The sequence below is a fragment of the Glaciimonas sp. PAMC28666 genome, assembly GCF_016917355.1.
Lineage (GTDB): Bacteria > Pseudomonadota > Gammaproteobacteria > Burkholderiales > Burkholderiaceae_D > Glaciimonas.
Genome location: NZ_CP070304.1, coordinates 1,982,743 through 2,003,501 on the forward strand (window position 1 = coordinate 1,982,743; position 20,759 = coordinate 2,003,501).

The 20,759-nt window shown below is 51.4% G+C and carries 16 protein-coding genes; 2 read left to right on the forward strand and 14 right to left on the reverse strand.

Going from position 1 to position 20,759, the window contains the following annotated elements; genetic code table 11:
- The first annotated feature begins 114 nt into the window (after positions 1-114).
- On the forward strand, positions 115-1,512 hold the full coding sequence (gene mnmE, locus JQN73_RS08395) for a tRNA uridine-5-carboxymethylaminomethyl(34) synthesis GTPase MnmE (RefSeq protein WP_205322618.1): 1,398 nt from the start codon (positions 115-117) through the stop codon (positions 1,510-1,512).
- Between the two features lie 63 nt (positions 1,513-1,575).
- On the opposite strand, the gene JQN73_RS08400 is transcribed toward mnmE, so the two are convergent.
- From JQN73_RS08400 to JQN73_RS08430, 7 genes are all read right to left on the reverse strand, one after another.
- Positions 1,576-2,151, reverse strand: coding sequence for a HutD family protein (locus JQN73_RS08400; protein WP_240162537.1), 576 nt, complete (start codon positions 2,149-2,151; stop codon positions 1,576-1,578).
- A gap of 100 nt (positions 2,152-2,251) precedes the next feature.
- Positions 2,252-3,184: a formimidoylglutamase gene (gene hutG, locus JQN73_RS08405; protein ID WP_205323266.1), complete on the reverse strand. Its 933-nt coding sequence runs from the start codon at positions 3,182-3,184 to the stop codon at positions 2,252-2,254.
- Entirely contained in the window at positions 3,184-3,957 is a 774-nt protein-coding gene (locus tag JQN73_RS08410; protein ID WP_304607810.1) for an amino acid ABC transporter ATP-binding protein, read from the reverse strand. The genes hutG and JQN73_RS08410 overlap by 1 nt, the downstream gene beginning before the upstream one ends.
- Entirely contained in the window at positions 3,954-4,622 is a 669-nt protein-coding gene (locus JQN73_RS08415; RefSeq protein WP_205322620.1) for an amino acid ABC transporter permease, read from the reverse strand. The genes JQN73_RS08410 and JQN73_RS08415 overlap by 4 nt, the downstream gene beginning before the upstream one ends.
- A 54-nt stretch (positions 4,623-4,676) precedes the next feature.
- The gene (locus tag JQN73_RS08420; RefSeq protein ID WP_205322621.1) at positions 4,677-5,429 is read right to left on the reverse strand and encodes a transporter substrate-binding domain-containing protein; all 753 of its coding nucleotides are present in this window, start codon (positions 5,427-5,429) and stop codon (positions 4,677-4,679) included.
- A gap of 23 nt (positions 5,430-5,452) precedes the next feature.
- Positions 5,453-6,235 (reverse strand): IclR family transcriptional regulator, encoded by a 783-nt coding sequence (locus JQN73_RS08425; protein ID WP_205322622.1) that lies wholly within the window; start codon positions 6,233-6,235, stop codon positions 5,453-5,455.
- A gap of 203 nt (positions 6,236-6,438) precedes the next feature.
- Positions 6,439-8,874: a fused MFS/spermidine synthase gene (locus JQN73_RS08430; RefSeq protein ID WP_205322623.1), complete on the reverse strand. Its 2,436-nt coding sequence runs from the start codon at positions 8,872-8,874 to the stop codon at positions 6,439-6,441.
- A 502-nt stretch (positions 8,875-9,376) separates the two neighbouring features.
- Between JQN73_RS08430 and JQN73_RS08435 the strand changes: the two genes are divergently transcribed.
- Positions 9,377-10,057 (forward strand): hypothetical protein, encoded by a 681-nt coding sequence (locus tag JQN73_RS08435; RefSeq protein WP_205322624.1) that lies wholly within the window; start codon positions 9,377-9,379, stop codon positions 10,055-10,057.
- Between the two features lie 327 nt (positions 10,058-10,384).
- Here the strand turns inward: JQN73_RS08435 and JQN73_RS08440 are convergent, their stop codons facing one another.
- The 7 genes from JQN73_RS08440 to JQN73_RS08470 form a co-directional block, all read right to left on the reverse strand.
- Positions 10,385-10,741, reverse strand: coding sequence for a hypothetical protein (locus JQN73_RS08440; protein ID WP_205322625.1), 357 nt, complete (start codon positions 10,739-10,741; stop codon positions 10,385-10,387).
- 189 nt (positions 10,742-10,930) lie between these two features.
- The gene (locus JQN73_RS08445) at positions 10,931-11,818 is read right to left on the reverse strand and encodes an SAM-dependent methyltransferase (RefSeq protein ID WP_205322626.1); all 888 of its coding nucleotides are present in this window, start codon (positions 11,816-11,818) and stop codon (positions 10,931-10,933) included.
- A gap of 217 nt (positions 11,819-12,035) precedes the next feature.
- Positions 12,036-12,935: a response regulator transcription factor gene (locus tag JQN73_RS08450; RefSeq protein ID WP_205322627.1), complete on the reverse strand. Its 900-nt coding sequence runs from the start codon at positions 12,933-12,935 to the stop codon at positions 12,036-12,038.
- A gap of 153 nt (positions 12,936-13,088) precedes the next feature.
- A complete protein-coding gene (locus JQN73_RS08455) occupies positions 13,089-15,128 on the reverse strand; it encodes a primosomal protein N' (RefSeq protein WP_205322628.1) in 2,040 nt (679 codons plus the stop codon).
- 1,003 nt (positions 15,129-16,131) lie between these two features.
- Positions 16,132-17,208: a uroporphyrinogen decarboxylase gene (hemE, locus tag JQN73_RS08460; RefSeq protein ID WP_205322629.1), complete on the reverse strand. Its 1,077-nt coding sequence runs from the start codon at positions 17,206-17,208 to the stop codon at positions 16,132-16,134.
- Positions 17,209-17,301: 93 nt separating this feature from the next.
- Positions 17,302-19,314 carry a prenyltransferase/squalene oxidase repeat-containing protein gene (locus JQN73_RS08465; protein WP_205322630.1) on the reverse strand — a complete coding sequence of 671 codons (2,013 nt, stop codon included), beginning with the start codon at positions 19,312-19,314 and terminating at the stop codon, positions 17,302-17,304.
- A 19-nt stretch (positions 19,315-19,333) separates the two neighbouring features.
- Positions 19,334-20,725, reverse strand: coding sequence for an NAD(P)/FAD-dependent oxidoreductase (locus JQN73_RS08470; protein ID WP_205322631.1), 1,392 nt, complete (start codon positions 20,723-20,725; stop codon positions 19,334-19,336).
- Positions 20,726-20,759 lie beyond the last annotated feature (34 nt).

Here is a 20,759-nt window from a genome sequence, read left to right on the forward strand (position 1 = left end):
GTTAAGCAACAGCGTTAATGCAGACTGTCGTAAAAAAGCCCATGTATAGCTATTCATGGGCTTTTTTGTTGCCGCGACACACTATCAACTAAATATCATACGTACAATCAAGTCATGGCACTTAACTCTTCCCCCATAGCGGCAATCGCTACTGCGCCTGGACGCGGAGGTATCGGCGTCGTCCGAATATCCGGCAAACAATTAGGCATTGTCATTGCATCTGTCTGCGGTCTTGACGAGACAAAACTGACGCCACGCCACGCAACTTATTTACCTTTCAAGAATGCCGAAGGCGGCATCATTGATCAGGGTCTGGCACTCTATTTCAAGGGGCCACATTCCTATACGGGCGAAGACGTGCTGGAATTACAAGGGCACGGCGGTCCGGTAGTGATGCAAATGTTACTGGCTCGTTGCCTGGAAGCGGGGCAAGAGATCGGGCTGCGACTGGCGGAACCGGGAGAATTTACCCAACGCGCTTTTCTAAACGATAAACTCGACTTAGCGCAGGCAGAGGCTGTAGCCGACCTGATCGAGGCATCCACGGAGGCGGCGGCGAAATCGGCATCCGAATCGCTCTCGGGCGCGTTTTCTAAAGTCATTCATAGTCTGGTGGAACAGGTCATCAACTTGCGCATGCTGGTTGAGGCAACGCTCGATTTTCCGGAAGAGGAAATCGATTTCCTGGAAAAATCCAATGCCCGCGGTCAGCTGGAAAGTATTCGTACCACGCTCGATCTGGTTTTCAGTCAGGCTGCGCAAGGCGCGTTGCTACGGGACGGCTTGAATATTGTACTGGCCGGTCAGCCCAACGTCGGTAAGTCATCCCTCCTTAACGCGCTGGCCGGGTCCGACGTGGCAATCGTCACACCGATCGCCGGGACGACACGTGACAAGGTGACCGAAACCATTCAGCTGGAGGGAATTCCGCTCAATATCATCGATACCGCCGGGATCCGTGATGCCGATGAAGCCAACGATGAAGTCGAGCGCATCGGTATCGAACGCACCTGGGCAGCTGTTGCCAAAGCCGATGTGATTCTGCACATGCTCGATGCCAATCACGGTCCGGCGCTGGCAGACGAAAGAATTGTCGCTCGCTTTCCTCAAACCGTCCCAGTCATTCGCATCTGGAACAAAATCGACGAATCGGGACATCGCCCCACGGTCGATCTGATGGGCGATACAACGCACATCTACCTTTCGGCGACAGATAATCTGGGTATGGATTTGCTGCGCACGGAACTGCTACGCATCGCTGGCTGGCAACAAACGGGCGAGTCACGCTACCTGGCACGCGAACGCCATCTGATCGCCCTCAAAGCCGCTCGCGAACATTTAAAGTTTGCATCCGAACACGCGACCCTGGACAACGCTGTCAGCGATCAATCGCTGGATTTATTTGCGGAAGAACTGCGTTTGGCGCAAGACAAATTAAACAGTATCACCGGGGCTTTTACGCCGGATGATTTGTTGGGGGTGATTTTTTCTCGGTTTTGTATTGGAAAATAAGGACCAGAAACGGTGCCGCTATGAAAGCCGACAAGAGCGAAATGGCGGTGAAGTTTAACCCTGTCAAACTGGCGCTTTCCCCACATTAACCACCATAATTTCTGCATCGGGCGCATGCACCGTTACTGCCTGATCGGCACCGCTCAGCAAAATCGCGTCGCCTGGCGCCAACGCAGTTTCTACGTCCGAAGACAGGATAGTCAAGTCACCTCGGACCACATAGAGAACGCTGGTATGACTATGCGCCAAAGCGGGAATGCGTAAGCTGCCAGAAACAACAGCGCGAGCCAATTTATGTTTGCAACAGTGCCGCCGCGTCATTACGTTAAAGTCGGTCACCGGCCCGCGTATTAATGACGAATTTACCGTCTCTTCACCAGCAAATTCAAAAATCGGCGCGGTTGGCGTGAGCGTGAAATGTTCGGATTGATAACCCAGTTGTAACTCTCCATCAATCAGCGCAAGTGATCGATCCACGTCAGGGAAAGTTGAAAACCTGCCCGCGACACCGACTGTCGCCACACTAATACGCCATTCGAAGGTATCGAGATTACTACCGGGTAGGCTACGGAATATCTCTCGTGTCATGCCACCACCGTTCTTCCATGGCATCACCAACTGGGCTTTTTTCGGAATCACGATCAGCAATTCTAATTCACCTTGGTTCCCGCCGTCAGGGCGCGTAAATATACTTTAAACATACTTTCTAAACACATTCTCGCTATCCACGATACTGCACTCAATCGCTTTGAAGCAGGGTATGCACCAGGCGTGCCGCAACCTTTGCGGTGAGGCCGTCCCGATCATGGGTTGGATTGCATTCGGCGATATCGGCTGCAATAATTTTTCCGGAACCTTTGATGACCTGAATAAGGTACTCCACCTTTTCTAATGGCATGCCATACGCTGCAGGAGCGGAAACGCCGGGTGCTTTTTCGGCCGGCAGGACGTCTAAATCGATGGTCAGGTAAACATGCGTCACTGATGCAAGTAGCGCAATAAGATCGCTTTCAAATTCGGCTATATTGCCAAAAGCCATTTCACTATCCAGCTTGAACTGCACTCCCAGTTCTTCAGCCCGCGCAAACAATGCGGGCGTGTTGCCTAGCCGACTGATGCCATAACAAAGATAATGAAATTCGACCCCAGCCTGGCGGCACCACTCAGCGATCTGCAAGAATGGCGTACCGGAGCTGCCTTGTTCAGCTTCGCGCAAATCGAAATGGGCGTCAAAATTCACAATCAACAATCGCCCTGACACCAGTGCCTGGTCAAGATGCGCGGCGAGGCCAAGAAAGGTCCCGTACGCAACCTCGTGGCCACCGCCCAAGACCACGGGAAAGCCATCCTGCGACAAAACCTGCTGCACGCGCTCAGCCAGGCGCTGTTGTGCTTGCTCGAGTTCTCCGTCAGGGCAATCGACGTTTCCGGCATCAAACAATCGCGCAATCGAATGTGCTGGCAGATTAGCCAGCATACGTCGAATCGCATCCGGCGCTTTTGCTGCGCCGACGCGTCCATGATTGCGCCGCACGCCTTCATCGCAGGCAAACCCAATGATCGTAGGAGCGTCACGCGATGCGTCATCGAATGGCAACACGATTTGATGCAAACGACGCGTATCACCAGCGCTATCGATATCTTGTCGGCCAGCCCACATCGAGAGATCCATCATGCAGCCTGACTTTGCTGATTGCGTGACAGAACCGCCTGCAAGAAACTACGGGTGCGTTCTTCGCGCGGATTCACAAAAATTTGGTCGGGTGGTCCCGACTCCACAACCCTTCCGTGATCCATCACGACAACAACATCCGCAACCTCGCGTGCAAACCCCATTTCGTGCGTGACCACCAGCATCGTCATGCCTTCATTGGCGAGCGCCTTCATCACTTGCAACACTTCTCCAACCAATTCAGGATCGAGCGCGGATGTGGGTTCGTCGAACAGCATTACCTGCGGCTTCATCGCCAGTGCACGGGCTATCGCGACGCGTTGTTTCTGACCGCCAGACAAGGTCGCGGGCATTGCATCAGCTTTATGCGCAAGACCAACTTTTGCTAATAATTCACGTGCTAACGTTTCGGCGCTGTGTTTGTCCATTCCCTGGATTTTGCGCGGGCCGACCGTGACGTTTCCCAACACGGATAAATGCGGAAACAGATTAAACGACTGAAACACCATCCCGACCTGCTCGCGCAGGTGGTTCAGATCCGAGTCGGAGAGCATGTGACCATCGGTTAACAGCTTTTTGCCGCAGATTTCAATATTCCCTTCTTCCGCCACTTCCAGCCCATTACAACAGCGCAGTAACGTGCTTTTTCCTGAACCGCTTGGCCCAATGATAACGATCACCTGAGAGGGATTAACTTCGAGATCAATGCCATGCAAAATGCGATTGCCCGAGAATGATTTTCCCAGACCGTTTAGTTTGATGATGGATTTCATTGCACTGCTCCTCCGGCGCGTAAGTGGCGCTCAATTTTTTGTAACGCCATGCTGGTGATGCTGGTAAGAACCAGATAGACCAATGCGATCGCCAGATACACTTCCAGCGAACGATAGGACACGCTGATAATTTTTTGTCCTTCATGCATCAAATCGGCAATGGTCAAAAGCGATACCAGCGCCGAGTTTTTGATCAGTGCGATGAATTCGTTTCCCAAAGGAGGAATCATGCGCACAACCGCTTGCGGCAAAATAATGGTGCGCATGGCCGTGGAAGAAGACATGCCGAGTGAGCGCGCCGCTTCCATTTGACCTTTTTCAATCGATTGAATCGCGCCGCGTACAATTTCCGAGATATAAGCGCCGGAATAAATTCCCAAACCTAAAATACCGCACGCAAACGCTGGCAGCAGAATGTTCAGTTCGGGTAGACCAAAGAACAAGAGAAACAGTTGAACCAGTAACGGCGTGCCGCGAATGACGGTGACATAGGTTGTGCATAACCCATAGCGTAGCCGCTTGGTCCGATCAAGTCGCCCCATGCCAACCAGCAATCCAAGCACGCAACCCATCAGCAATGACACCGCCGTAATTTCGACGGTGACCAATGCGCCATGCGCCAAATCAGTCCAGCCGCTCAATACTGGTAAAAAATCGAGGCTCAATTTTATTTCTCCTGTCCAGAATCTATTTTGTAATATTTTTGTTGTGGCTAATCGCTATTGTTGCGATGGCGCTGTCAGCCATTTTTTGACTAATTTGTCATAACTACCGTCAAGCTTCGATTTTTTAAGGGCGGCGTTCAATGCCAGCGTCAGTTCTGGCAAATCCTTACGAACCGCAAAGCCGTATAATTCGACGCTGACTTGTTTATCGATGACCTTCAAACTCGGACGCACTTTGACATATTCCAATGCGGCCGGTTTTCCGGTGACCGCTGCATCAGCACGGCCAATTTCAACCAGGTTGAACATCTCCTGATTTTTTTCAACTTCGACGCGCTGCGCCTGTGGATAATATTCCTTAAGGTAGTTCACCGATTTGGTACCGACCTGAACTGCGACTCGCTTGCCTTTCAGATCGTCTGGTTTAAGAATGCTGTTGTCGCCGCTTTTGACCACCATAACCAATCCTCCCGGATAGTATGGATCGGTCAGATCGACCACCTTGCGCCGTTCATCCGTAATATAAATAGCCGAGGCAGCAACGTCGAAACGCTTGGAAATGAGTCCCGGAATCAAACCTTTGAAGTCGATATCCGTCCATTCGACTTTTTTACCCATGATCTTGGCCAGTGTCTCTATTAATTCGATATCGAATCCGGTCCTTTTTCCATCCTTGAAAAACTCAAAAGGAGGAAAGGTGGAATCGGTGACAACCCGAATAACAGCAGGCGATTGCGCGCTGGCCAGCGTTGGTACGATAAAACTGACCGCGCACAGGAGTGCGATAATAAAGCGACGATAATGCATTTTTTCCCCTTAAGAAATACCCATCAATACAACTTCAAGCGCTCGCTGATCGCGATCGCGGTCTTGACCGTCAAGCCAATCAATTTTTGTTGCTGATCCTCAGCGCGCACGGCAGGCGACATCAACGTGATTGCGCCAACCATGTGATTCGACTTGCTGAAAATGGGTACGCTGACACCCCATACCCCCATATCGACCTCGCCTTCACTCACCGCATAACCTTGCGTGCGAATGGTTGCTAATTCCTCTCGAAGCCGACGCTCTTCTTTCGGCTGTTGAGATAATTGCGCGCCAATAACTTCATCTACCAGCGACTGCGGCAAATTAGCCAACAACGCTTTGGCTGAGGCGCCACGTAACAGGGGCTGAGAACGTCCCTTTGAAAACGAACAACGCAAGGATTGCAGGCTCTCCACCATATCAAGGCACATGACTTGATTATTCACCGCTACCATCAGTCCTACGCTTTCGCCGCACTGCTTCATCAATTTTTCCATCTCGGTACGCGCATTGGTGACGAGATAAGAGGTGTGATCAAAACCCCATGCGAGTTGCACGCTGAGAGGGCCGGGAGCGTAAAGATTATCTTGCTCTTGTACCAACCCCCATTTTTTCAGGGGAAGCAAAATGCGGTACAAGGTGCTCTGCGGTAATTTCGTCGCTTCCTTCAATTGCTTGACGGTCATCGGTTTTCCGTGCCGCGCAATGACAGATAGCACCATCAATGGACGCTCGCTGGTCGCCGTTGCTTTTAGCGGCGACGGGGAAGACTTAGTATCACGATCAGGGAAGGCGGCTTGGTTCATACAGTAATCATTGATCAAAATTCTCAGTATTCAAAATAAAATTCCCAGTTTATGGGAGCATCTTATCGATATGAGAAATGTGAATCGCAGAAAATGAACATCAATGGCGTTTGCTCGGGAAATGATCCGGTACAGCGCTATTTGAAAACAGGACCGGCGACGGTGAAATAAACTTTAGGCGCACCACAGACGAATGAAAACGCTCACTGCTCTGCAATTGAATTTAACAGTTTCAAATTTGATTGAAACGACCGATCGGGCGAGTTGGCGTTAGCCTTAGGAGTGTTGTATTCCAGCTTTAAATTGTTATCGGTGGATATCCACTGGCCCCGCGGTCCGCTAACACGGTTGAGTAGCGCATCAACCATTGTTGGCGATAGTAAAAGGTCGCCCGCGATACTGGCAAAACCGCGTCCCGCCAATTCACGTACTGAGCGCAGCTGGGGTGAAGCATCGAGTGCCGCTGTCATTGACGACGACGCTTGGGCGCGGGCGCCATCGTTGGTCGCTATTAAAATTCCCTGTCCCCCCACCACATATAACGACACATAAGAAAATTCAGCGCGCAGTGTGGCGATAATGGTTAACAGGTCGGTCGAAGCCATGTGATGCAACTGGACCCATTGCTGCAAAACGCCCTCAGGACGCAAGCGTGAGCGCGCTAGTTGATAAAACTCGCGGTTGTAGAGCGAAGCCGCTCCAGCGAACCAGATCGACGTTATTTCAATGCTGATGACATCATATCTGCGAGGTGTCAGCAGCAACAGATTGCGCCCGTCGGTAATGTGCGTCTGCACCCTCGGCAAGTGCGACACGCCATCGTTGATACTGAAAAAGTAACGGTCTGCCAGCGCGACGACATCTTTGCTTAGTTCTGCGATGTCTATGTGCAAAAAACCGGCATCATGTAACACGCGACTCGTGGCACCGGTACCGTAGCCGATCACCAAAGCATTGGCGCGCAGATTTTGATGCAATAAAGGTAAGGCGGCAAAGCCAATCTGGGCCTGTACTTCGCCTTTCTTTGCATCGTTTCCCTGGAATTTTCCATTGGTCAACAAGGTGGTGATGGTGTCCCCATCGCTGGCGTTATTCGAATGGCGCGTCACGATCGTTAATCCACCATCGATGCTCTCGGCATGATCAATGACTGTTCCCCAGTTTTGGGCAGTGAAGTAGACGCTGGCACCTTTGCTTAAAGTGTCGAAATCGAGTCGAACCGGGCTGACCAGGACTAAGCCGACCCCGGCTGCCAGCGCCGCTCCCAAGCCCCAACGGGTCTTGTTTACGCTTACGGATGCGGTCACTACCGCGGCAACGAGGAGCGCACCCACGGCCACTATCTTACTGGCCGCTAACCCGCCCATCCACGGCAACAAAACAAATCCGAATAGCAAAACACCAGCAATATTGCCAAACGTATTGAGCGCCGCACTCAGTCCCAGCATGGTGATGCCGCGGCGTGAAGAGGTCGATGAGGTCGCAAGATCCATCGCCAGGGTATAGCTTGCGCCGATGCACACGGTGGGGGGAATCATGACTAGCGCGCATACCACTCCCCGGACCACCTCGCGCGATTCAAAGGACGCCAGGGCCGGAATCTGGCCAAAGTGAATCAACCAAACCGGGATCATGTCCCAGCCCCAGGCTCCCAAACCCACTGTCAGCGCTAATGCAATCTGCGTGATCGCAAGCCATGCGGGGCGGTCGGTATCGGAGCGCTCGAGCAATCGGCGACCACATTCGCCACCGATGGCTAATCCGATAAGAAAGGTTGCCAGCATCAAGCCAAATGCATACACGCTGTTACCGGCTACGATCGATAGCAAGTGGACATACACCACCTCAAGTCCAAGAGATAGGAACCCGCCCAGGCCCAGCGCGACTAAAGCACCGAGTAGCACCCCTTGACGAGCGCTGGTAACGTCACTGCGGACCTGCGCTTGTGGATGCAAGGTGGAGCCGTCCATGGCAGGGGCGGTCCGCACGGCAAGCCCTACGACACGCAGCATTTTTGCGAGATGAAGTGCAGCTAACGCCACGATGAGATTCAGGATGGCTGCGATGATCGTGGTCGCGCGCACACCAAAAAGGGGAATCACAGCATAACTGGTGATCAGCGCACCCAGCGCTGCGCCGGTTGTATTGCACGCATACAACCACGCCACTGCCTTTCCCAAACCGTCACCAAGCGGATTCAAAGCCTGCGCTAGTAACGGCAGCGTGATACCCATCAGCACCGTGGGAACCAGTAATACTCCCGCTCCCAACGCTACTCGTAACACTAGCAAACCTGATGCCTCCGGCGACAAGTTGGTCGCCAAACCAACGTACACCCACTGAATTAACGAAAACAGGGTTGGCGTAGCAACACAGTAAGCGCCAATGGATAATTCCACCAAGGCATAAACCAGCACGGGCCGCGTTACCCGGGCAGCCAGCGCCGCTCCGATCAGCGAACCAATTGCCATTCCCCCCAGAAAAGTCGCCAACACTGTCAATGTCGCCGCCGCAGTGCTGCCGAACACCAGCGTTAGTTCCTTAGCAAAAAGCACCTGATACACCAGAGCCGCCGCACCGGAGATAAAAAACAATAGCCCCATCCAGCGCGACAATCGAAGGTTCAATTTGGCGGCCATGGAATTGTGCGTTTCCTTATCAGGGTGCATCGATAAACCAGAATAAACGCGCAGATACGTAACGTGGTGGGCGCCTTATTTCGTGCCAAAGTGGATGTTAAGCGGCATGTTCGCCATATTTAGCCTCTTGCGCTAGCTGCAAGGACGCCGTCTTAGGTAATAATGCCACAACAATATACCTTTCCGGCAGATCAACATTTAATCGGCCCTTGCCGTCGGCGTCGTAGCCTACAAACAGCAGTTGTTAGTGTATAACCTGAGTTTCTAAGACGCACTTACGAGACTTTGCGCTTTTCCAAATACTCAAATTCCCTTGCTTAATGCATAAGGTGGCAAATCTATCATCACGTTTTGAACGGCATTTATTAGTCGTTTTGACGCACGATGTTATCCTGTGGTCTTGGTGAACAGTTTAAAGCGCGTGGGCAGACGGTTGGTCTGAGCTATCTAAAACTGCCAAACGGATGCGGAAATAAACGACTTATTAATCTAAGGCAGAAAAATGAAAAAAATTTTTGCAGCTGGTTTTGCGGCTTGTATCGCGGTGTTTCTCCTTGCCAGTTGCGCGAGCGGCGACGATTGGCAATCCCAGTCTAACGACAGCGGTTTGAGATTTACCGCGCAGGCGCGCTCTTATGACGACGTGTGGACCGCAGCGATCCGTAGTGTCACACGCAACCTCACCATATTGGATGAAAACAAAGCCCAAGGCCGCATTCGTGCCGAAAGTAGCGCCGGATTAATGACCGGCACAGAAGCCATTAGCGTCATCATTTCACCGGCGGGGCGCAATGTTCCATCGTACGTGATCGAAGTACGCAGTCGCCGGTCGAAAAATTTGATGTCCGGGCCGGACCAAACGCGTAATATTGTCGCCAACATAAGAGCAGAATTAGGCAACATGGCGAACGAAGCACCGGTCTCAATCAAGGATTCACTCAGCCCTTCGGAAGAAATCGTAACGATGCCGTTACCAGACCGTTCGAGTCAAGCCACCTCTGTCAATTCGGGCGAACTGACAGCACAAGTGGAACGGTTGGCACGTCAGAGCGGCTGCGAACCAACGTCCGGCGCCAAATTGATCGCCAAGACCACCGGTGTTGAGACTTACCAAACTTCCTGTCAAAATGGGCAGCAGGCGTTATTCAAATGTGAAATGCGTCAATGTCGACGATTGGACTAATTTCAGCTTCAATTACCAATATAGGGAAAAACGGATATGAAAGCAGCATTTGCTATTTTGATCGTGTTTTCCCTGCTAACAGGCTGTTCCGCCGTCAATTTTCGATGCGATGATCCAGACGCACGCCCCGCTTCTTGCAAATAGAGCCATTCCGCAATTGGGGATTGATCGCGTGTCGGGGGACTAAAGTGCGCATGACTAAGCCTGCTTAATCTTATTATGTCCGGTCCCGGGCCATCTCGCGAATTTGAGGCTATACCGCTACCCAACTATTCGCTTTAAACTTCTCATGCGACTAGTTGGATTTTAGTCCAGACGATTACCGGTCTATGACCCGTCCAATTGCCAGCTGCGAGGACCGCCGTCTCCATGGCGGTCGTCGAAGCGACGAAGGACTGCCTCGCGTACCGAGTCTGAAAGGCTTGGATATTTATCACCCTGCTCGATCGCGGCATATTCTTCACCGGCTTTTGAAAGATCGTCGGAAATGTGAAAACCGGCGACAAAATCCTGTTCCCATTGCTCGGTCACCTTCTGCGCCAAGGCTACGCGTCCCGGGTGGCTTAAAAGGCTGAACTCGTCGGTACCGGCATTAATTTTCTGTACCGTCTCGGTCAGGCCCTCCTCGGTCAGCGGGGCTTTAGTAAACTCTTTCACTGCATGTGAACCACTCGTTTTCGACATTTCACTCTCCTTAAATAAATGGTGCGATGGAACGCACCACTTTTCCAAAAAAACTGTACTGCGTTTTTACTACGAGGATTGCATCCTGAACATGTGATCAGTAACGTACCCGTCAAACAGGATGTTGAATTGAAAATTGACAACGATTACCGGCGTGTCGACTTTTAATTTGCCTTATCTGTGTTTCGGTTAGCCTTCCTTCTGTCCGACAGGAAGTGTAAAAAATCGTTCCTGCATTTCCTCCAGGCCAAGCGTCTGCAGGACTTCTTGTAACCGCTGAGTGGGACGGGCGCGCGGCAGGTCTTTATAGGTGGCGATAATTAATTCATTTTTCATGGAGTGCTCCCAACCGACTAACTCCGTCACATTGACCTGATAGCCATGCGCTTCCAGTTGAAGACACCGTAACACGTTGGTCACCTGACTACCAAACTCACGGGTGTGCAGCGGGTGCCGCCAGATTTCTGTCAGTGCTTCTTTGCCAATAGATTTACCTTTATTTTTCTTTAAGACCGACGCCACTTCTGCCTGACAGCAGGGGACCAGCACCATGAACCGGGCCTTCTTTTTTAAACCGAATTGTACTGCGTCATCAGTGGCCGTATTACACGCGTGTAACGCGGTCACGACGTCTACCCTGGCAGGTAGCAAAGCAGATTCGCTCGAATCAGCCACAGACAGGTTGAGAAACGACATCCCGGGAAACGCCAGTTTGTGCGCCAAAGCTTGCGATTTCGTGACAAGATCTTCGCGTGTTTCGATACCGTAAATATGCGAGTCGTCCGTGAGCGACTTGAAAAACAAGTCATACAAAATAAATCCCAGATAGGATTTACCAGCGCCGTGATCGACCAGCTGGACGCTTTTGTACTCGCGTTGGATTTCAAGCAATAAAGGCTCAATAAACTGATAGAGGTGATACACCTGCTTGAGTTTGCGGCGACTGTCCTGATTCAATTTGCCGTCGCGCGTCAGGATATGCAGCTCTTTTAACAGCTCAATGGATTGACCGGGCCGTATTTCGTGCTTGGCTTGTGGCTGACTACTTGCTACGGGCTCTTGCTTATTGCTATTCATTTAATTCTAATTCCTGGCTGCCTGATACGATGATTGTTCGGTGATGCTTCCAAGTATAGCGATTTCGGCGATATTGAGAATCAATTTACGTTGCGCCTGGCGATCGAAAGGCATTCCCCGACTGGCACTCGCTACATTCAACAATAAATTTACGTACTTTTTTAGCTAGCAGCAATTTCGTCAAATTTCCATTTCAGCATTCATAAACAACAAGGAATCAAGTAATTTTGATGTAGTTGGCTTCTTCCTCTCCTACCGTCCCGCGTGAGTAACGTCCCAGTTCGACGTCATTTCGCAACCCCACTTTTCGCATCGCAGAAGTCTTTTGTAATGCGATTGTCTTAATACTTTTATTCAGCCGAAAGGCTATTTCCTGCATTGTATGGCCGTCGGCATACATCCTTAACACTTCTGTTTCGCGTTTGGTGGGCATATGCCCGACAGGCCCTGACCGTAAAATATTGCGTACTGATTTTCCGATGAAACGGGTGTTCCTTGAGGCACTTTCGATTGCTGAGCGAATGTCTGAAATTTCATCGTTCATATGCACCACAGCATCTGCACCGCTTTTTATAATTTGATACAGTACCGCTGGCATCATGTTCATCGTGAGAACGATTAAACAAATCTGGGGATAATTACGTCTGATATAAGAAAGTAACGTCAACCCGTCATTCATCAACCGCATTGGCATCGCGAAATCAGTGATCAAAATATCACAGTCAGTCTCTCTTAACAGCGCGAGAATTTCATCGGTCGAGGTGGCAACCGCAGCGACGGAAAGATCTGCGCAACGATCAATGTAACCTCGCACGCCAGCAATAACAACGGGACGGACGTCGGCCAAAATTATCTGTCGTTGTCGGTGTCGGGTCTTTCGCATGCCATCCCCTAAATCAAAACATTGAGAATCGGAAATCACTTCGATGTTGAAATTAATTTCAAACAGATAACTATATGTGCAGTTTGATAATGATTTGCTAGGACTTAGATTAGCTATAGATGCGCTGCGTAGATATGAGAAATTTCCCGAAATGAGGGTAACAATTCTTATTTTGATGGTTGAAGTGGCAATTTTAAGAAAATTCCCACTCGTTTTGATAACAAAACGCGACAAACAGAGAGAGACAACAACGCACCACGTAAATTTTTACGGCACAGTACGCGTTTTTTAGTGCAGAAAACGACTATGGAAGACGACAGAAGTCCGCAACTTGAACGTCTTCTCTTTTCAAAATACGTGAAGATTTCTGGTGGGTTGACTGATACATCAAATATCGACGGGATCAACTTCCAGTGACCATTTGGCGCGCGTCTTGATGGTGCGCAGGATGACGATCCAATCGGTAAGGAAAGCTTGTAATCCGGGTCGCGACGGGCATTCAATCAGAAGCTGTGCTCGGTCCACGTTGGCCACCCGCGTCATGGTCATCGGAATCGGATCATTCATCGTAATACCACCATGTTCGAGGCAGGTCGCTGCCTCTTGCAAGAATGCGATCGCAGTTTCCAATTCCGTTGCTTCGGCGCGCAACAGTGCCTGATATATGTACGGTGGCAGGTGGGCTTGCTGACGTTCGGCCAGCAGCGCGCTGGCAAAATGATCATAATCATGTGCGATCACAGCAGAATACAAAGGATGCTGCGGATAGCGCGTCTGAATCAGCACCTCGCTCACGCTGCCGCCGTCTTTTTGCGCGGCCCGGCCAGCACGTCCCGCGACCTGCATCAGTTGCGCAAACAGTCGCTCGCTGGCGCGATAGTCATGCGAAAACAGCGCTGTATCGGGATTGAGAATTCCGACCAGCGTCAGATTTTTGAAATCATGGCCCTTGGCAACCATTTGCGTGCCGATCAATATATCGACTTCCCCTCGATGCACGCTATCAAACGCAGCCTGAGCGCTGCCTTTACGACGCGTTGAGTCCGCATCGATCCGCAATACCCGGGCTTCGGGAAACATCGCCTGCAGGCCCTCTTCCAGGCGCTGGGTTCCGCGACCCAACGGTTGGAGATCAACATTGCCGCAAGTCGGACAGGATTTTGGAATGCGCATTTCCAGGCTGCAATGATGGCAGCGCAGTCGATGTTCGGGCTTATGCAACACCATGAATGCGGTACAACGGGTGCAGTTACTGACCCAGCCACAGGCGTCACAAGCAATAACCGGGGCATAACCGCGCCGGTTAAGGAATAACAACGATTGCTCGCCGCGTTGCAGGCGAAGCTTTACTGCGCTGATGAGCGAGGAAGTTAGCCCTTCAATTGGCTTGTCGTGTTCCATATTGACCAACTTGACCGCTGGTAACACAGCATTTTTAACCGCCCGCTCGCGCAATTCCAGCTTGCGATAGCGCCCCGTCTGGGCATGGTGCCAGCTTTCGAGGGACGGCGTGGCGGAACCAAGAACGATAGGAATGTTTAACTGGCGTGCGCGCCACACAGCGAGATCACGCGCAGAATAACGCAGACCTTCTTGCTGTTTGTAGGATGGATCATGCTCCTCATCGATGACAATAAGGCGCAAATGCGGTATGGACGCCAACACTGCCAGTCGGGTTCCGAGGACAATCCGCGCCTGCCCCAGATGCACAGCAAGCCAATGACGCATGCGCTCACCTTCCGCGAGACCGCTATGCAAAGTTGCCACCATGACGCCGGGGAAACGCGCGCGAATATTGCCCTCCAGCTGCGGCGTCAAATTAATTTCGGGTACCAGAATCAAAATCTGCGCGGGGTTACTCTCACCACTATTATGGGCGAGTATTTTTTCAGCCGCCTGTAAATACACTTCCGTTTTGCCGCTGCCTGTGACTCCATACAACAACGTAGGCGCAAATCCTTGCGCGTTGGCGATCGCATCGGCTGCGCATTGTTGCGCGGCGTTCAACGGCGGGACATCAGCTGGCGTAGCGTCATGTCCGTCATCGGCCTGTTGCAGTTTCTTCAAGCCACGATCGAGCGCAACGGTCGTCAAGGTCCGCAAATTTTTCGGTAAACCCGGCAGCGCGACCTCTCCCAAAGGCCGTTGATAATAGTCCGCCGCGAACCTGCATAAGGCCAGCCATTGCGATGACAATGGCGGCAGCTGGGATCGTACCGCCTGCACATCTTTTAATTTTTCCGCCGGAACCTGACTACACGCTGTGGTCCCCACGACCATTCCGACTACCTCCCGCCGACCGAAAGAAAGTTGCACGAGCTGCCCTACTTGCGGACACAGATCGGTATCGTCGGCAGGCTGCCAACGATAGTCAAAACTACTGTCAAGGGGGGTGTCAACGACCACCTGAAGAATGCATTGTTCCACGAAGTTAATGTAAATCCTGAGGAAAGAAGCTAACTGCCGGTTTCATAAGCGCTTTTGAATCTATCCACAGCTTCTGTGGATAACTTTGTGGATAACATCGACTTGACAGCTGCAGACGCACTGCGTAGGCGGCACTCAATGAAATGCCCAAACTGGGTGCATTAAATATTCCCTTACAAATCAAAGACTTACAAAACACAAAAATCGGTAAAAATATTTTTTTATTTTTTTTTGATGGTTAAACCGATTCGCCATTTTGTGCACAAGTTTATTTTTTCGCCCCAAAAACGAACAGAACTGAAGAAATATTGCAAGCAAAAATAACGCATATCGTTATCCCGTCGCTAAAAAAATTACAACGCTTGCAATTATCTCGAATGCTCATCACTTTTTTGAATCCTGAGTATTTACCTCATCCAAAACATGAAGAAATGGGATAAGTACCGGTTTCATAAGCACTTTTTTAATTCCGTGCACCGCCTGTGGATAACTTTGTGGGTAACCCTTCAATAAAAGGCCCTGACGCCTTATCTCAAGCCATTTCGCACAAATAGCCCAAAGTAATTGCCGAAAAAAAATACTTATAATTCAATGACTTACAAATTTCGAAATGTAACAATTTTGGAATTTCGTTATGAAAAATTACTGCATTGCAACAAAAAATTAATGTGCATAACTAATGCAATACGATACGAAATTTGTGATAAGGCGGACCGTTTTTACCGATAAAAGCACTAAGGTGGAGCACCAAGATGGAGCACCAAGGCGGAACACCGAGGTGGAGCAACGGGGTGGGATTCCAAGTCGGGACAACAAGGATTAGCGGTAGTGAAACCCAAAGCGGAGGCCAAGATCGCCGCCCCTCCCCAGAACGAACCACGTCCAAAACTCAGATCAATCGCAATCTCCACGTTTCTTGAGAAGATGACCGTTTTTCGGACAGGCAGGCAACCGATTATCGTCTGTGGGGATTCATGGGATTCGAGGAGATTGACCACATCGGTCAGCGCATCTTGCGGCTCAGCTCGTGAACCGCTTCGACCATCACTGCGACCGATTCAGGCGGCGTGAACTGGGAAATTCCGTGACCGAGATTGAACACATGCCCGTGCCCGGCAGTCGGGGGGCCATAAACCGACAACAGACGGCCGACTTCAGCACGAATTTGTTCCGGGTTAGCGAACAGCACGACTGGATCAAGATTGCCTTGAAGCGCCACTTTGTCACCCACGCGCGTGCGCGCTTCAGCCAAATTCACCGTCCAGTCGAGTCCTACCGCGTCCGCACCAATATCGGCGATTTGCTCAAGCCATAAACCGCCGCCCTTGGTAAAGACGATTGCCGGAATCGGCACGCCGTCCTTTTCCCGCTTTAGCTGACGCATGACCTGGCGCATATAATTTAACGAAAACTCCTGGTAAGCACCGTCTGCCAGCGCGCCACCCCACGTATCAAAAATCATCACAGCTTGTGCGCCGGCATCGATTTGTGCATTTAAATACGTTGCGACTGCAGCGGCGTTAATACCCAGTATGTGGTGCATCAGGTCGGGACGGTTGTATAGCATCGTTTTAACCGTGCGAAAATCGTCCGAACCACCGCCCTCCACCATATAGCAAGCAAGCGTCCAGGGGCTGCCGGAAAACCCGATCAGAGGGACCTTGCCGTTTAATTCGGTCCGGATTTGCGTCACGGCATTAAAAACGTAATCGAGGCTGCCTAACTCTGGTGCCGACAATGCCATGATCGCTTTTTCGTCGCGTAGCGGACGTGCGAACTTTGGCCCTTCGCCATCGGCAAAGAACAGGCCCAGACCCATCGCATCCGGAACAGTCAAAATATCCGAAAAAAGGATCGCAGCATCTAGCGGAAATCGGTCCAAGGGCTGCATTGTGACTTCGGTCGCATAGTCCGGGTTCTTCGCCAGGCCGAGGAAAGACCCGGCGCGCGCGCGCGTCGCACGGTATTCGGGCAAATAGCGACCAGCCTGACGCATCAACCACAACGGCGTGTAGTCTGTTGGTTGGCGTAACAAGGCCCGAAGGAACGTATCGTTTTTTAGAGGAGCAAATTGAGGCATCGAAGGCAACCTGAAGCTTTTGGGATGCGGCATTATCTCATTCTAATGAGAACCTGCGGCATTGATGCTGGAGTTTCTAAGTCGTTTTTTAGGTTATACACGTTTAGGTTTGTTGTCATCGCGGGCTGAGATGGCAGCCGCTCTGCTTAATGCCAGAATAGGAAAATAGGCGTTGTACAGTCGATAGTCCAGCATTGAAGTGAGTAAAAACACACCATTCACCGCGTCACGCCGCCAGCTACCATCGGTATTCTGATGTGCTAATAGCCACTCGATACCACGCTCTGTCGCCTCTGACGGCTGCGCTTCGAATGCCATCAGAGCCAGGCTGGCCCAGGCGGTACTACTCACCAGACTATTGGTATGTGGCACATAGGAACCGGTATGGCACCCACTAAAATGCTCGCCCCAACCGCCATCGGAGCGTTGGATCGACCTGAGCCATTGCGCCGTTAGCCGTAGTCCCGGATGTCCGCCAGGTATCTGAGCTGCTCGCAATGCTTCAACCGCAAGCCAGGCCGCATAAATCAAATTGACTCCCCAACTAGCGAACCAGGTCCCGTCCGGTCGTTGTTGTCTCAATAGAAATTCGGTTGTGCTGGCTATGGCCGTAGCAACGGTTTCAGCCGCGATATCAGGGTGATGCGTAGCGCAAGCGCACAGGGCACGTAATGCGGACGCACTGCATTCGATGTAAGACGCCTCATAGAGGCATGGGCCGTATATTTCAGACGGATTAATGTTAGCCAGGATTTTCCATCCGCGCCGGCGTTCAAAGCTACCAAAGCCGCCATCTATATTTTGCCTGCTTAGAAGGAAATCAATCGCGGTCCTTAGTCTCACTTTGGAGATAAGATTATCCTGGAAAACAAGATTAGGGATGCGATGGCAGTCGAGTAACGCAATGATCGACTCTGCAGTGCAATCGGAAGCAGTCCATCCGTTTGTTTCGTCACCAAAACACCACCCCCCCAGATTTATATCGCGCGCGGCACGCGCATCCGCAGTCAGTTCTTCATTTGCCTGCATGTCGAGAAGACGCTGATAGCCAGCGCGTAACGATGTCGGTGCAACATCAGCAGTCGCGAAGGCTCTCGCAAGCGCCTGGAGCGTGAACGCGGTATCCCATGTCACCGAGCGCACTAGCGCATATCGGGCGCCTTCGCTAGCATCATTCCAACGGTAGGATGAAAGGGCCTCGATACTGCGATGCATCTCAGGGTCTGCGTCATTTGCCTGCCACATGATCAAAATATTTGGCAGACTGCTTAATATCGCTACCCCTTGGAATTCGCTGCAACGTTGTTCGACGCGAATCCGCTCCAGACAAAGCCTCCGACACTTCTCGCGCAATTTTTCCGCACCGGGAACATGCGCCCGTAATGTCTCACCCCAGCGGAACAGATCATAGACCATACGAGATCCGCGACCGGGTGCGCAAAACACGTCGGTTTCCGCAATGGTATGGCGTCCCCGATGGCGTTGGCGAACATCTGCTGCCGTGGTCGCAGACCCGTACAGCTCATGCTTAAGTTGCTGTCCCAATAAACCTAAATCATGTTTTAATCGTATGCTTTTCAGATAAGCAAGGCTACGGAATATAGAGCGAGAAACATGAGAAAACCGCTCCGGTGAGAAAAAGATCCATTGAGGGACTAGAAAGAATTCAAGTCCATACACATTTACAAATTGCCAATCATACAACCCCAACATCGCCAACCAGACCTTGCCGAAGGTAGGCACGCTATCAACTCCCCCGGAGTTGACGGTCAACCAGCTACGAGCGCGCTGCAACATAACAACATCAGCAGACATACCAAGCAAACGCGCTGCCACGTAGACCAGTGTCGTAACGTAGCGATAAGACGGGGACTCAGGATGCAAACCCCATCCACCGTCAGATCGCTGCGTTTCTTTAAAATGATGCAGTATTGCATCTACCTCTTCCAAGGGTATGGGTCGGCCGATAATGATGTAGGTAAAAACTACTTGTGCCGTCGGCACGGGGCACCAATAAACCTCTCCCTCCCATTCGCCTGCCGGACTTTGCACGCTGATCAGATAATCGACAGCGGATTTCAGGCCGCATTTCAATTTGTTTAACATGGGATGCGCCGGTGGCTAACTAGTACTTGGTGCTGCGGCGTTTAATAAATGCGGACGCGAGCAAACATACCGCAGCGATCCGCAAGATGACGAAAGGGCGAAATAGATAGGCAGGCATACGCATCATATGAAAAACGCTTAGGAAAACCCCGTACAGCTTTTCGTCCTTCACCACCGCATGATAAAGCAGCGCTTTATACCAATGGAACGAGCGCGCCAGCAATGGACCTTTTTCGCCCCGGATCTTTGCCTCCCATAGCAAATCCTCACCGGTGGCCAGCCGCCATGGCCAGACGACCAATGTTGATAGATGCTTTTGGAATTTTTTTGCGAGGCCAGGACGCATGGTTGCATTACCGTGTTGGCTGAGAAGTTCACCTAACTTGATCGCTTCCAATACCGCTAACGTCAGGCCCTGCCCGTATTTGGGATTGAAGGCACAGAACGCATCTCCCAAAACAACCAGCCCGTCCGGCCACGCTGGCATAAGGTGAAAAGCCCGCAAACGGTTTTCGGTCCGCACGTAGCGATGAATGGCCGAAGTCATTGCCGATTCTGCCAACAACTGGTCTAGAACGGGATTGCGCAGGCTTGCAGAAAATGCGCGGTAACCCGCTTCCCGGGTCGGAGGCATATCGCCTGCAGCGCCGTACAAAGTGATCAGCCATTCATGCGACTCGGTATATAAAGCATAAGCTCCACGTGGCGAGTCGGGTGGATCAGCCCATTGATAAAGCGCGCGCCATGTCTTCGGTGGTCCTTTAAATGTACAACTCGAATAAGTAATTTTTGGATCCACCACACTCTCTTGAACAGCAGGGAAGCCAATTTCCACGAGCCATGCGGGCATCGCAGAAAACCGACCAGAGGCGTCGACCACAAAATCCGCTCGCATAAGCCTGGACTGTTCATGGCTTATCGCCGAAAATCTGGTACGCCCCCGCTGAAGAACACCCACCACCTGGCGCCCCGTGGAATCCATTTGAAGCCCTGTGACCTCAAGTCCATCGCATATATTTACACCAGATATTTCAAGCGCCCGACGACGCAGGCATGAATCTAGCAGATGCCTCGTAAACGCTTGTATGTCGATCCCTGATGTTGACGTCGGTATCGGTCCGCATGGTAGCCAGGTACTGACGCCTTCCCCATGATCAAAAACAGGCGAGCCTGCTAGAGCCAGCTCTGCCCTTAAACCAGGGAAAAGCCCTTCCAGTGCCCGCGCTCCCTTGTTAGTCAAACCATGCGCGTGATGCGCCTGTGGCGCTCCCTTATTGCCACGCGCCTCACCGTCAAAAAAATCACGCTCAAGGACTGTTACATGGGTGAAATGGTCAGCCAGCACACGCGCGACAGTCAATCCCGCGAAGCCGCCTCCGATAACAATCGCATGATTATTGACAGCATTCATGAGGCGCTCTCGTTCACTCAGTCGGCTAAGTTTG

Bases quoted from the DNA above. Each gene is read 5' to 3' on its own strand.
- mnmE (WP_205322618.1), top strand. From the start codon at position 115: ATGGCACTTAACTCTTCCCCCATAGCGGCAATCGCTACTGCGCCTGGA.
- hutG (WP_205323266.1), bottom strand. From the start codon at position 3,184: ATGGATCTCTCGATGTGGGCTGGCCGACAAGATATCGATAGCGCTGGT.
- JQN73_RS08410 (WP_304607810.1), bottom strand. From the start codon at position 3,957: ATGAAATCCATCATCAAACTAAACGGTCTGGGAAAATCATTCTCGGGC.
- JQN73_RS08420 (WP_205322621.1), bottom strand. From the start codon at position 5,429: ATGCATTATCGTCGCTTTATTATCGCACTCCTGTGCGCGGTCAGTTTT.
- JQN73_RS08425 (WP_205322622.1), bottom strand. From the start codon at position 6,235: ATGAACCAAGCCGCCTTCCCTGATCGTGATACTAAGTCTTCCCCGTCG.
- JQN73_RS08430 (WP_205322623.1), bottom strand. From the start codon at position 8,874: ATGGCCGCCAAATTGAACCTTCGATTGTCGCGCTGGATGGGGCTATTG.
- JQN73_RS08435 (WP_205322624.1), top strand. From the start codon at position 9,377: ATGAAAAAAATTTTTGCAGCTGGTTTTGCGGCTTGTATCGCGGTGTTT.
- JQN73_RS08440 (WP_205322625.1), bottom strand. From the start codon at position 10,741: ATGTCGAAAACGAGTGGTTCACATGCAGTGAAAGAGTTTACTAAAGCC.
- JQN73_RS08445 (WP_205322626.1), bottom strand. From the start codon at position 11,818: ATGAATAGCAATAAGCAAGAGCCCGTAGCAAGTAGTCAGCCACAAGCC.
- hemE (WP_205322629.1), bottom strand. From the start codon at position 17,208: ATGCCTCAATTTGCTCCTCTAAAAAACGATACGTTCCTTCGGGCCTTG.
- JQN73_RS08465 (WP_205322630.1), bottom strand. From the start codon at position 19,314: ATGTTAAACAAATTGAAATGCGGCCTGAAATCCGCTGTCGATTATCTG.
- JQN73_RS08470 (WP_205322631.1), bottom strand. From the start codon at position 20,725: ATGAATGCTGTCAATAATCATGCGATTGTTATCGGAGGCGGCTTCGCG.